We start from the raw sequence: 13081 nt of genomic DNA on the forward strand, positions 1-13081 counted from the left end.
GAGTTGTGCTGAAGTCACTCAGCGCTCAGTCGGTGTGTCTCGTCGTGCCAGCTCGTGGCGATCTCGCGCAGCTTCTCTTCGTAGCGGCGTCCGTGGTGGGCGCAGAAGAGCAGCTCGCTGCCGTTGACTTCGGCGGCAATGTACGCCTGTGCGCCGCACGAGTCGCAGCGGTCGGCGGCGGTAAGACGGCTCTCGATGACGTCGATCTCTGCGGGTGAAAGGGTAGCCATGGTCATGCCTCCTCGGTGCGTCACTCCTGGCGATGTCATGACATACAACCACGGGGATGTTTCGGGTATGCCGCTATTGGGTCACATTTCGCTGAGCGCGTACGGCGGCCCCCCGTGCCGCGTGGCTCCGCAGCGATCCCAGCGACGCCGCGTAGCCTGAACGATTGTGACCTCCGAGTATTCCGCCCACCATCTTCAGGTACTTGAAGGCCTCGAGGCGGTTCGCAAGCGGCCCGGAATGTACATCGGATCCACCGATTCGCGCGGACTGATGCACTGCCTCTGGGAGATCATCGACAACTCCGTCGATGAGGCGCTTGCCGGGCACGGTTCGACGATCGAGATCGTGCTGTACGCCGACGGGAGCGTCGAAGTGCGCGACCGAGCCCGCGGCATCCCGGTCGACATCGAACCCCGCACCGGGCTATCGGGCGTTGAGGTTGTCTTCACGAAGCTGCATGCGGGCGGAAAGTTCGGTTCCGGGTCGTACAGTGCGTCGGGCGGGCTCCATGGTGTGGGAGCGTCAGTCGTCAACGCACTGTCGGAGCGACTGGATGTCGAGGTCGACCGCGGCGGCAAGACGTGGGCGATGTCGTTCCACCGCGGTGAGCCGGGCGAGTTTGCCGGTCCCACGCCGGACTCTGCGTTCACGCCGTTCGAGAAGAGCTCCGTCCTGCGCGTTGTCGGCAAGGCCGCGAAGGGTGTCACTGGCACACGCATTCGGTACTGGGCCGATCGGCAGATCTTCACCCGTGACGCGGCGTTCTCCCTCGAAGACCTGCAGCAGCGGGCTCGACAGACGGCGTTCCTCGTGCCGGGCCTGACGATCACGATCACCGACGAACGCAATCCTGAGACACCGGTCACGACGGAGTATCGCTTCGACGGCGGGATCTCGGAGTTCGCCGAGTATCTCGCCCCGGACGCCGCGATCACCGACACCTGGCGGTTGCAGGGTACAGGGACGTTTACCGAGACCGTCCCCGTGCTGCAGGCATCCGGGGCCATGGTGCCGACCGAACTCGAGCGATCGTGCGAGGTCGACGTCGCAGTGCGCTGGGGCACCGGCTACGAAACGACGTTGCGCTCTTTCGTGAACATCATCGCGACCCCGAAGGGCGGCACGCACCAGCAGGGCTTCGAAGCCGGCCTCATGAAGGTGATTCGCACTCAGGTCGAGCAGAACGCGCGCCGACTGAAGGTGGGCAACGACAAGCTCGACAAGGACGACATCATGGCGGGCCTCACTGTCGTGCTCACCGTCCGACTTCCCGAACCGCAGTTCGAGGGCCAGACGAAGGAAGTGCTCGGCACGCCCGCGGTACGCCAGATCGTCTCGACCGTGGTGGCCCGGGAACTGGCTGCGCGATTCTCCTCATCCAAACGCGATGACAAAGCCCAGACCTCGCTGCTGCTTGACAAGGTCGTCGCCGAGATGAAGGCGCGGATCTCGGCGCGCGCTCACAAAGAAACGCAGCGGCGCAAGAACGCTCTCGAGTCCTCGTCGCTCCCAGCCAAGCTCGTGGACTGCCGCTCCAACGACGTCGCCGACTCCGAGCTGTTCATCGTCGAGGGCGATTCGGCTCTCGGCACCGCCAAGCTTGCGCGCAATAGCGAGTATCAGGCGCTGCTCCCGATTCGCGGAAAGATCCTCAACGTCCAGAAGGCGTCGATCAGCGACATGCTCTCGAACGCGGAGTGCGCGTCGATCATCCAGGTCATCGGTGCCGGGTCGGGTCGGTCGTTCGACATCAGCACGGCGCGCTACGGCAAGGTGATCCTGATGAGCGACGCTGATGTCGACGGCGCTCACATCCGCACGCTTCTTCTCACGCTCTTCTTCCGCTACATGCGTCCGCTGATCGAAGAGGGGCGTGTGTTTGCCGCCGTTCCTCCGCTTCATCGTGTGGTCGTGAAGCATCCGGGGACCAAGCCCAACGAGACGTTGTACACGTACAGCGAGGCTGAGCTTCACGCGCTGCTGAACCGGCTGACAAAGGCCGGCCGCACGTGGCAAGAGCCCATTCAGCGCTACAAGGGCCTCGGCGAGATGGATGCCGAGCAGCTGGCGACTACCACGATGGATCGCGCTGGTCGAACCCTGCGTCGCGTGCGGGTACAGGATGCCGAGGGTGCGGCATCGGTCTTCGAACTGCTCATGGGTAACGACGTCGCACCGCGGCGCGAATTCCTGATCGAGTCGTCAGACCGGCTCGCCCGCGAGCGCATCGACGCCTGATCCGCGCAGGCAAGAGCCGCTGGTGTAGCGACTCAGCGGACGACAGTGCCGATCGCTGCGACGCCGGCTTCGAGTGACACCCCTGAGGCGTCGCGCTTCGCGCCCGCGGGCGGCAGCGTGCGCGCCGCCCCATCCTGCGCGACCGCGCGCGGGTCGGATCCTGCCCAGGCAAGAACCAGGCGGTCTTCGCCCTTCAGCAGTCGGTGCGCGCGCACGCCGCCGGTGGCACGTCCCTTCGGGGGGAACTCACCCAGCGGCGAGACCTTGCCTGAACTCACATCTGCCCCGGCCAGCGCGCCTGCGCTTCCCGCGGCCGTCACCACGACAGCCTCGGCAGCATCCGCGGCGGGGATCACGGCAAAGCCGATGACGGACGCGCCTGAGCCGAGTCGGATGCCCGCCATACCGCCCGCTGCACGACCCTGCGCACGCACGGCGCTCGCCTCGAATCGCAGAAGCTGCGCATCGTCGGTGATGAAGAGAAGCTCGGCGTCGTCGGCGGCCAGCGCCCCGCCGACAACAGCGTCCCCCGGCTTCAGGGAGATGATCTCGATCTCATCGCGGGCTGCGATTTCGCTCGGAAGCACGCGCTTGACGACCCCCTGCGCGGTACCGAGCGCGAGCGGGATCGTGCCATCGAGCGGAACGATCGCAATGACGTGTTCTCCGCCCGAGAGCCCGAGGTACTGGTCTGCGCGGGTTCCGGCGGCGAGTTGCACGGCGTTACCGGGAACCGAGGGGAGATCGACCGGCGTGAAGCGCACAAGACGTCCGCGGGTCGTCAGGGCTCCGAGGTGGCCTCGCGTTGTCGCGTCGGCGGCGCTCCGGATCGCATCATGCTTCGACCGGCGCGTGGGAGACACGATTCCCCCACCCGTCGCGTCGGGATCGAGGTCCGCCCGAACCATCCGGCCTGTCGCCGAGAGGAACACGCGGCACGGAGTGTCGGCGATTTGCAGATCGACGGGCTTCTTCGACGACGAGCGCGACGCGACGGGCCCGCCGTTGAGCAGCAGAGTACGGCGCGGCGTACCGAATGCCTCGGCCGCGGCATCCAGCTCGGTGGCGACCTGCGCGCGGATCAGCCTGTCGCTCGCGAGCAATGCCTCGAGTTCGGCGATCTCAGCTTTCAACGCGTCGCGTTCCTGCTCCAGTTCGATACGCGAGAAGCGGGTGAGTCGGCGCAGCCGCAGCTCGAGGATGTACTCGGCTTGTGGTTGTGAGAGGTCGAAGACCTCCATGAGTCGGGTACGTGCCTGCTCGCCGTCATCGGAGGTGCGGATCACCTGGATGACTTCGTCGATGTCCACGATCGCGATGAGGAGGCCCTCGACCAGGTGAAGCCGCTCGCGCCTCTTGCCGAGGCGGTGGCGGCTGCGCCGCGTCACGACCTCGATGCGGTGACCGACATAGACCGCCAGCATCTCCTTGAGACCGAGGGTCTGCGGCTGCCCCTCGACGAGGGCGACGTTGTTGATACCGAAAGAGTCCTCAAGCGGTGTGAGCCGGTACAACTGCTCGAGCACCGCGTTCGGATCGAACCCGGTCTTGATGCCGATGACCAGCTGCAAGCCGCGGTGCCGGTCGGTGAGGTCGGTGACATCGGCGATGCCCTGCAGCTTCTTGGAGGTGACGGCATCCTTGATCTTCTCGATCACCCGCTCGGGGCCGACGAGGTAGGGAAGCTCGGTCACCACAAGGCCGGTTCGTCGCGGGCCGAGAGACTCGATCGACACCTTTGCGCGGGTTCGGACCGAGCCCCGGCCCTTCGCGTAGGCATCCTTCACTCCGTCGAGTCCGACGATGATGCCTCCCGACGGAAAGTCGGGCCCGGGAACGAACTCCATGAGCTCTTCGACCGTCGCTTCGGGATTCTCCAGCAGATGGATGGCTGCGGCCACGACCTCGATGAGGTTGTGCGGCGCCATGTTCGTGGCCATACCCACTGCAATGCCCGACGCGCCATTGACGAGCAGGTTCGGGAAGGCTGCGGGGAGCACTGCTGGCTGCTGGAACTGTCCGTCGTAGTTCGGGATGAAGTCGACGACGTCCTCATCCAGGTTCTCTGTCAGCGCGAGTGCGGGAGCCGCGAGGCGTGCCTCGGTGTATCGGGGAGCGGCAGGTCCGTCATCCAATGACCCGAAGTTGCCGTGCCCGTCCACCAGCGGAACACGCAGCGAGAAGGGTTGGGCGAGGCGTACCAGGGCGTCGTAGATCGCTGCATCTCCATGGGGGTGGAGCTTTCCCATGACCTCGCCCACGACACGCGAACTCTTCACGTGGCCGCGGTCGGGCCGCAGACCCATGTCTGCCATTTGGTAGAGGATGCGACGCTGCACCGGCTTCAAACCATCGCGGGCGTCGGGGAGGGCCCGCGAGTAGATCACCGAATACGCGTACTCGAGGAACGAGCCCTGCATTTCTGCTGCGACGTCGACATCCTCGATCCGCTCGGCGACCTCAGCGGGCTGGGGGGGACGGGATGACGGCATGACAAAACCTCGGACGCTGGAACGGACGCACCTCGCCCTGCGGGAAGAGGGCGCGTGGGAGACTGGCGTGGATGCCGATCACACTACCTGCGCACTCGCCGAGAACCCGGAGCCTCACCGACGTCGTGCCGGAGATGTTTCGTTCGCTGCGTGGGGAGGGCACCTGGCTGCGGCCTGTCCGCAGCACCGTCCTGGTCATGCTCGACGGTGTCGGAGCCGCACAACTCCGGGCGCGCGCTGGCCACGCGCGGTTTCTCGCGAGTGTCGGCGGTCCGCGGGATGTCGCGCGCACGACGTTCCCTTCGACCACAGCGAGCGCGCTCACGAGTCTCCTCACCGCGACAAACCCTGGACGCAACGGCATGCTCGGGTACCGTGTGCGGGTTCCCGAGACCGGCCGAATTGCCAACCTGCTGCATGGGTGGGAAGACGGCGATCTGCCGTCGGATTGGCAGCCGGAGACACCGCTCACCCGCCCACAGACGCAGCACGGGCCCGTCTACGTGGTTTCGAAGCCGGAGTTCGCCACCTCGGGCTTTACCCGTGCGACCACCGACGGTGCCGATTTCATCGGGGTCGCTGACCTCGATGACCGAATTGCCCGGGCCGGTGCGATCGCGGCGCAGCATCCGGGAAGTTTTACCTACCTCTACGTTCCTGAACTCGACGGCATCGGTCACCGCGTCGGCTGGGAGTCGGGTGCATGGACCGACGGTCTCGAACGCGTGGATGCCGCGCTTCGCGACCTGGCCCAAGCGGCACCCCAGGCAGGCCTGCTCATCACAGCGGATCACGGCATGATCGATGTACCAGCGAGTCGTCACGTGCTCCTGGATGACGGTGACCCGCGCATTGAGGGGGTCGCCGACATCGCGGGAGAACCGCGCATGCTGCATCTGTATACGCAGCCGCAGGCAGCCGATGCGGTGGCCGGTGTCTGGCGGGCGGTCGACGCCGAGCGCGCTTGGGTCATGACCCGTGACGAAGCGATCGCCGCCGGGGTGTTCGGGACCGTGAACCCAGACATGGTCGAACGGATCGGGGATGTACTTGTCGCGGCGAGGGCACGGGTCGCCTACTACGACAACCGGCTCGACGACCGGTCACCACAGCGCATGGTCGGACAACACGGATCGCTCACGCTCGAGGAGTCTGTCGTTCCTCTGCTTCGAGCTGGCGCATACGCCGCCTGACCGTTGTCGCTGCGTCCTTCAGGCTACTCGTCCGAGCGGGCGCCGAAGACGATCTCGTCCCAGCTCGGAAGGGCAGCGCGACCGCGCCGACGAGATGACGACAGTTGCGTCGCCTCGAGGTCAGCAGATTCCTCTTCAGCTGCCGCCGGCGGGGGAGCGGTGGCTTCGTCGTAACCGGGCTCGAGGGCATCGAACAGGGCAACCGGTGCACGCTCCGCCTCATCGGTGCTGGGCTCCGGAGCGGACTCCCGCTGACCGCGACGTCGTCGCAGCGCTTCGAGCAGATCCGCTGTCTCGGGGGACGTTGTCACGACGGGATCGGCGGCGCGCTTGGTAGCAGCCTCGCGAACCGCAGCGCTCGCCCGCTCCGGGGTGCGCTCTGCAGGTCTCTCCGCGTCGCGTGCCTGGTCATCGTCTCGTCGGGGACCGAACGCTCCGGAGTCGAATCGCGAGTCATCCTTCGACGGCGAAGGATCGAGAGCGCGCAACCGTGGGATGAGACCATCGGGGAGCGAGCCCTGCCGCGACAACTGCGTCGCATCGGTGTTCAGCGGCGACAGCGTCGTGCGGCGCGGGTCGAACCCCCAGCGGGCATCGTGATCGACTTCGCCGGTGCGGAACTCGAGCTTGATGACCCAGCCGGTGGCATCCTTCCAGCTGGTCCAGCGTTCCGCGGTGGCACCCGCTTCGGCGAGCTTCGCACGCACCGCTGCGCCAAACGTCGACTCACCGTCGGGCTCGAGCTCAACAGAAACGAGCACGGGGACTGCCAGCGCTTGGCTGAGAACGTGCTCGCGTTCAGCAAGGACGGGGCCCTCGTACCGGCGCACGTCTTCGACCCGAGCTCCCAGAAGTTCCGCGACTTCCTCCGCGCTCAGCCCCGCACGGATCTGCGTCTGGATCTCACGGGGGCTCGGCCGGGCAGCCGTCGTATCGGACTCGCGTGCTCGCCGCGCGCGCCGAACTTCGAATGCCAGCGCGTCATCAAGTGCGAGCGTGAACCTGTCGCCCGACTCCGTTGCGAGGATCAGCTGATCGTCTTCCGTTGCGATGACTTTGAGCTGTTCCATCCCACGCTCCTCCCGTGCCTCTGCGGCGTGTCGGCCCCATGGTGACACACCGAGCCGCCGCGGCAGGGAATATCCGTCGCGCGCCGCTCGTTTCGTGGACGTCGGCATACGGACCGAGCATTTGCAAAATCCCGATCCGTCGTGCAAACTATCGCCGCCCATAGCGGCCCCGCAGCACCGCACCACAGCATCACGCAACGGAAGTAGAGAATGGCCACCGACTACGACGCACCGCGCAAGAGCGACGACGACAGCGAGTCCATCGAGGCGCTCAAGGAGCGGGTCCCCGACAAGATGTCGGGTTCGGTCGACGTCGACGATTCCGACAACCCGTCGGGCTTTGAGTTGCCGGGGGCAGACCTCTCAGACCTGGAACTCGACGTCGTGGTTCTGCCGCCGCAGCAGGATGAATTCACGTGCGCAAGCTGCTTCCTCGTGAAGCACCGCTCGCAGGTGGACCACGAGGAGGCCGGCGGAATCATCTGCAAGGAGTGCGCGGCCTGATCCCGGCGCGCTATCGCCGAAGCGCCTAGCGCGCTGTCTGAGCGCGTCGAATCGCCGCAGCGAGCCTGTCCGGTGTTCGGCTGGAGATGACCCAGGCTCGTGCCGGGTCATCCGGGTCGACGACAGGGACGACGACGACGCCGTCGATTCCGCCACGGATGACGTGCCACGCCGTCGCATCCAGGCCCGGACCACGGGCGAAGCGCGCATCCTCATTCGTGAGGGCAACGGGTTCGCCGAGGTAGCGAGCCTCAATCCAGGCTCGACCGGCGAAGAGGCGACCGTCGGCGACGCGCACCGTCGGGCTCACCCAGACCAGGAGCGCGATCGCGACGACGCCGATCGCTGCGCCGGCGGCCAGTGCGACGGTGGTGTCGATGGGGGTGAGAACCAGTGCCGCCATGGGTGCCACCACTGCGGCAGACACGATCACCCACAGCGACGGCCCCAGCCGTTCGCGATAGTCGGCCGCGGTCTGGACTCTCGTCGTTGCCATCGTGTTCTGCATTACCCTCGTTGCGTGACCCCATCCGTGGACATCCCCATTATCGCCGCCCACCCGCCGACGTATAGCCATCCGGGTGATGCCGGCGCGGATCTGGTCGCCGCTGAGGCTGTGCGCCTCGAACCGGGGGAGCGCGCGCTGGTGGGAACCGGTGTTCGCATCGCCCTCCCGGATGGCTACGCGGCCTTTGTCGTTCCCCGGAGTGGGCTTGCAGCCAAGCACGGCATCACCGTTGTGAACTCGCCGGGCACAGTCGATGCCGGCTACCGCGGCGAGATCAAAGTGTGCCTTCTCAACACCGACGCACGCGAACCATACGAGATCGCGGTCGGCGACCGTATCGCTCAGATGATCATCATGCCCGTCACCATCGCCCGGTTCCTCCCCGTCGAGGAACTGCCCGATAGCGCCCGCGGCGAGGGCGGGTTCGGATCGACCGGCTACGTCGGGGGTAGCGTTGACGCTATGGGACGGAGCGCAGCACGATGACGGAGCAGATCGACGAGGGTTCACCGAACGCCTCGGCTGATGGACCCGAGAAGGATGCCAAGTCCGCTCCCGTAGATCGGGATCAGTCTGGCCCCTTCGATGAGGCCGAAGCGCGCGCCGTGCGTCCCTACATCGACCTCGGCGCGATCAAGATCCTGCCGCGGGAAGGGCTGAACCTACGACTCGAGGTCGAGGAGCAGACCAAGCGCATCGTGGCCGTCGGGCTTGACTATGCCGGTTCCACGTTGCAGGTCCAGGCCTTTGCGGCGCCGCGATCGACCGGATTGTGGAACGAGACGCGAGACCAGATCCGCGCGCAGATCCGCCAGCAGGGCGGTCGCGTCGAGGAGCGTCAGGGCCCGCTCGGCCCGGAGCTCCTGGCGGAAGTACCCGTTGTCGCGGGGACGGATCCGTCGGCAGGCAAGCGCATCGCGCGCTTTATTGGCGTGGATGGGCCCCGGTGGTTCCTCCGTGGCGTTGTGGGTGGTGCTGCGGCCACCGATGTGGACGCTGCAGCGCAAGTCGAGGATCTGTTTCGGTCGATCGTCGTGGTGCGCGGCACCACGCCCATGCCGCCGCGCGACCTGATCCCGCTTCGAATGCCCGCAGCCCCGGGTACCACGTGAGCATTCCGCCCTCGGGCGCCGATGATGCTCCACAGCCCGACGAGTCAGCCGCTTCCTCTATGAGCGGAGAGCAGCCTCGGGTCTCGGATGCCGTCAGCGCCGCTCTTGGTGAAGCTGCTCGTCGCGCTGGTCTTGATCCCGCACAAGACGTCACGACGGGTCGCGCTGTCTGGGCTGCGATCGGCGGCTGGCGCGGCATCCTCGAATCAGTCCTCCCGAGCCTCGCCTTTCTCCTGCTGTACACACTCACGAGCGAGCTCGTGCTGGCGCTGGGTGTCTCGGTGGGGCTCGCACTGGTCTTCACCGTGGTGCGGCTTGTTGCCCGCTCGTCGGTGAACGCCGCGCTCGGGGGCTTGATCGCCGCCGCAGCAGCTGCAGCGCTTGCCCTCTGGACCGGGAGGGCCGAAGACAACTTCGTTCTTGGCTTCGTCACGAACGCCATCTACGGATCAGCGTTTCTCGTGTCAGCCGTGGTGGGATGGTCGTTGATCGGACTCGCCGTGGGATTCCTCATGGGCGAGGGGACAGCCTGGCGACGTGATCCGCGCAAGCGTCGGGTCTTCTTCTGGCTCTCGATCGCCTGGGCCAGCCTGTTCGCTGCGCGCCTGATCGTTCAGCTCCCGCTCTATTTCGCGGGAGACGTGACCGCGCTCGGAACCACCAAGCTGCTCATGGGTATCCCGCTGTTCGCCCCACTCATCGCCGTGACGTGGCTGGTGGTTCGGGCGCTGTATCCGCGACGCACCGAGTGATAGCATTTATCTTGACGTCAAGATACTTTTCGGCTTCAGATCCAGTAAGGGTCGCCTTGCTGGCAGGGTCTGATTCCGACGAACAAGATGGGGAGCGACCGGCTTCCCGCCTCCGCCGACGAAGGAGCACACATGTCCACCGTTGACAGCTTCGGTGCCAAGAGCACACTGACAGTCGGGGAGACCGACTACGAAATCTTCCGGATCGACTCCGTCGCCGGGTACGAAAAGCTCCCCTTCAGTTTGAAGGTGCTCCTCGAGAACCTGCTTCGCACCGAAGACGGCGCGAACGTCACGAAGGAGCAGATCCAGGCGCTCGGCTCCTGGAACCCGGATGCCGAGCCCGACACCGAGATCCAGTTCACCCCCGCTCGCGTGGTGATGCAGGACTTCACCGGTGTTCCCTGCATCGTCGATCTCGCCACGATGCGTGAGGCGGTGACCGCCCTCGGCGGCGACCCCGCCAAGATCAACCCGCTCTCGCCCGCCGAGATGGTGATCGACCACTCGGTCATCGCGGATCTGTTCGGCACGCCGAACGCCCTCGAGCGCAACGTCGAGATCGAGTACGAGCGCAACGGCGAGCGTTACCAGTTCCTGCGATGGGGCCAGACTGCCTTCGACGACTTCAAGGTCGTTCCCCCCGGCACCGGCATCGTCCACCAGGTGAACATCGAGCACCTTGCGAAGGTCGTGTACGACCGGGAAGTCGGCGGCGTGCTCCGCGCCTATCCCGACACCTGCGTCGGCACGGACTCGCACACCACCATGGTCAACGGGCTTGGCGTGCTCGGCTGGGGAGTCGGTGGGATCGAGGCTGAGGCCGCCATGCTCGGCCAGCCGGTGTCCATGCTCATTCCGCGGGTCGTGGGCTTCAAGCTCACCGGATCCATTCCGGCCGGTGTGACCGCGACCGACGTCGTGCTCACGATTACCGACATGCTCCGTAAGCACGGCGTGGTCGGCAAGTTCGTCGAGTTCTACGGCGAGGGCGTTGCATCCGTGCCGCTTGCCAACCGCGCGACCATCGGCAACATGAGCCCCGAGTTCGGCTCGACTGCCGCGATGTTCCCGATCGACGACGTCACGCTCGACTACCTGCGCCTGACGGGCCGTGACGAGCAGACTGTTGCGCTCGTCGAGGCTTACGCGAAGCTGCAGGGGATGTGGCACGACCCCGCGCGTGAACTCGTCTTCAGCGAGTTCATGGAGCTTGACCTCGGTACTGTCGTCCCCTCGATCGCCGGTCCGAAGCGCCCGCAGGACCGCATTCTTCTCTCCGAGGCCAAGTCCCAGTTCGAGAAGGACATCCTCAACTACGCCACGCCCACCTCATCCGAGTCGATCGTCGACCTGGAGTCGCAGGGGTCCTTCCCGGCATCCGACCCGGGCGGGGAACCCGGTGATGAGGACGGGCACGTGCACAACGTCCTGATCTCCTCCGGAGGGCCTGCGGCGGCATCCAAGCCCGTGAAGGTGACCACGCCCGACGGGCAGAGCTACCTGCTCGACAACGGCGCAGTCACGCTCGCAGCGATCACCTCGTGCACCAATACCTCGAACCCGTCGGTCATGCTCGCCGCAGGCCTGCTGGCGAAGAAGGCCGTCGACAAGGGACTCAAGCGCAAGCCGTGGGTCAAGACGACCCTAGGCCCCGGATCGAAGGTCGTCACCGATTACTACGAGTCCTCCGGTCTCGACAAGGCGCTCGAGGGGCTCGGCTTTTATACGGTCGGCTACGGCTGCACGATCTGCATCGGTAACTCCGGTCCGCTCATCGATGAAGTCTCGGCAGCTATCAACGACAACGACCTCGCGGTGACCGCCGTGCTCTCGGGCAACCGGAACTTCGAGGGGCGCATCAGCCCGGACGTCAAGATGAACTACTTGGCCTCGCCGCCGCTCGTGGTGGCCTACGCCCTCGCCGGCTCGATGAACTTCGACTTCGAGACCGACCCGCTCGGCAAGGATCAGGACGGGAACGACGTGTTCCTGAAGGACATCTGGCCCTCGACTGAGGAGGTCCAGGAAGTCATCGACTCGTCGATCTCGCGCGAGCAGTTCATCAAGCAGTACGCGACGGTGTTCGACGGTGACGAGCGCTGGCGCAGCCTCCCCACCCCGGATGCCGCGCAGTTCGAGTGGGACGAGAACTCCACCTACGTCCGCAAGGCCCCGTACTTCGACGGAATGACGATGGAGCTCACCCCGGTGAGCGACATCCGCGGAGCTCGCGTGATGGCAACGCTCGGCGACTCGGTGACGACCGACCACATCAGCCCCGCGGGGAACATCAAGGCCGGCACGCCCGCCGCTCAGTACCTCGCCGAGCACGGCGTCGCGCAGAAGGACTTCAACTCCTACGGTTCGCGCCGAGGCAATCACGAAGTCATGATCCGCGGAACGTTCGCCAACATCCGACTGAAGAACGAACTGGTCGCAGCGGTCAACGACGGTCAGATCGTCGAGGGCGGCTACACCCGGGACTTCACGCAGGAGGGCGGCCCGCAGTCGTACATCTACGACGCGAGCATGAACTACCAGGAGCAGGGGATTCCGCTTGTCGTGTTCGGCGGCAAGGAGTACGGCTCGGGCTCGTCGCGCGACTGGGCGGCCAAGGGAACGAACCTGCTGGGCGTGAAGGCCGTCATCACCGAAAGCTTCGAACGCATTCACCGCTCGAACCTCATCGGAATGGGAGTCGTGCCGCTGCAGTTCCCCGCCGGAGAAAGTTGGAAGTCGCTCGGCCTGGACGGCACCGAGATCATCAGCATCACCGGCCTCGAGCAGCTCAACGAGGGCGTGACCCCGAAGACGGTGCGCGTGACCGCTGAGCCGAGCGAGTTCTCACCGGAGGGCAAGCAGACTGTCGAGTTCGACGCGATTGTTCGTATCGACACACCCGGTGAGGCTGACTACTACCGCAACGGCGGCATCCTCCAGTACGTGCTGCGCTCGCTCGTCTGAGAGTCGAACGCAGC

Annotated in this window: 11 protein-coding genes; 7 read left to right on the forward strand and 4 right to left on the reverse strand. The window is 65.8% G+C overall.

Annotated elements, in window-relative coordinates; translation table 11 throughout:
* Positions 1–14 precede the first annotated feature (14 nt).
* The gene (locus ACQVDU_RS03790; RefSeq protein ID WP_443476268.1) at positions 15–230 is read right to left on the reverse strand and encodes a DUF7455 domain-containing protein; all 216 of its coding nucleotides are present in this window, start codon (positions 228–230) and stop codon (positions 15–17) included.
* Positions 231–393: 163 nt separating this feature from the next.
* On the opposite strand from ACQVDU_RS03790, the gene ACQVDU_RS03795 reads away from it, so the two are divergent.
* Positions 394–2469: a DNA gyrase/topoisomerase IV subunit B gene (locus tag ACQVDU_RS03795; RefSeq protein WP_363498517.1), complete on the forward strand. Its 2076-nt coding sequence runs from the start codon at positions 394–396 to the stop codon at positions 2467–2469.
* Between the two features lie 32 nt (positions 2470–2501).
* On the opposite strand, the gene ACQVDU_RS03800 is transcribed toward ACQVDU_RS03795, so the two are convergent.
* Complete coding sequence (locus tag ACQVDU_RS03800) at positions 2502–4961, reverse strand: DNA gyrase/topoisomerase IV subunit A (RefSeq protein ID WP_300594804.1); 2460 nt, start codon at positions 4959–4961, stop codon at positions 2502–2504.
* Between the two features lie 71 nt (positions 4962–5032).
* Between ACQVDU_RS03800 and ACQVDU_RS03805 the strand changes: the two genes are divergently transcribed.
* Positions 5033–6154, forward strand: coding sequence for an alkaline phosphatase family protein (locus ACQVDU_RS03805; RefSeq protein WP_300594801.1), 1122 nt, complete (start codon positions 5033–5035; stop codon positions 6152–6154).
* A gap of 23 nt (positions 6155–6177) precedes the next feature.
* Here ACQVDU_RS03805 and sepH read toward each other — a convergent pair whose 3' ends face one another.
* Complete coding sequence (gene sepH / locus ACQVDU_RS03810; protein ID WP_443476269.1) at positions 6178–7224, reverse strand: septation protein SepH; 1047 nt, start codon at positions 7222–7224, stop codon at positions 6178–6180.
* A 210-nt stretch (positions 7225–7434) separates the two neighbouring features.
* Between sepH and ACQVDU_RS03815 the strand changes: the two genes are divergently transcribed.
* A complete protein-coding gene (locus ACQVDU_RS03815; RefSeq protein WP_300594779.1) occupies positions 7435–7728 on the forward strand; it encodes a DUF4193 domain-containing protein in 294 nt (97 codons plus the stop codon).
* A gap of 25 nt (positions 7729–7753) precedes the next feature.
* On the opposite strand, the gene ACQVDU_RS03820 is transcribed toward ACQVDU_RS03815, so the two are convergent.
* Positions 7754–8224, reverse strand: coding sequence for a DUF3093 family protein (locus ACQVDU_RS03820; protein WP_300594782.1), 471 nt, complete (start codon positions 8222–8224; stop codon positions 7754–7756).
* Between the two features lie 24 nt (positions 8225–8248).
* On the opposite strand from ACQVDU_RS03820, the gene dut reads away from it, so the two are divergent.
* The 4 genes from dut to ACQVDU_RS03840 all read left to right on the forward strand — a co-directional run bounded on the left by dut (position 8249) and on the right by ACQVDU_RS03840 (position 13067).
* Entirely contained in the window at positions 8249–8722 is a 474-nt protein-coding gene (dut, locus tag ACQVDU_RS03825) for a dUTP diphosphatase (RefSeq protein ID WP_300594785.1), read from the forward strand.
* Positions 8719–9348 carry a DUF3710 domain-containing protein gene (locus tag ACQVDU_RS03830; protein WP_300594789.1) on the forward strand — a complete coding sequence of 210 codons (630 nt, stop codon included), beginning with the start codon at positions 8719–8721 and terminating at the stop codon, positions 9346–9348. The genes dut and ACQVDU_RS03830 overlap by 4 nt, the downstream gene beginning before the upstream one ends.
* A 59-nt stretch (positions 9349–9407) precedes the next feature.
* Entirely contained in the window at positions 9408–10100 is a 693-nt protein-coding gene (locus ACQVDU_RS03835; RefSeq protein WP_300594792.1) for a DUF3159 domain-containing protein, read from the forward strand.
* 132 nt (positions 10101–10232) lie between these two features.
* Positions 10233–13067 (forward strand): aconitate hydratase, encoded by a 2835-nt coding sequence (locus ACQVDU_RS03840; RefSeq protein WP_363498430.1) that lies wholly within the window; start codon positions 10233–10235, stop codon positions 13065–13067.
* Positions 13068–13081: the final 14 nt, after the last annotated feature.

Source organism: Microbacterium sp. F2, from assembly GCF_052274505.1.
GTDB lineage: Bacteria > Actinomycetota > Actinomycetes > Actinomycetales > Microbacteriaceae > Microbacterium.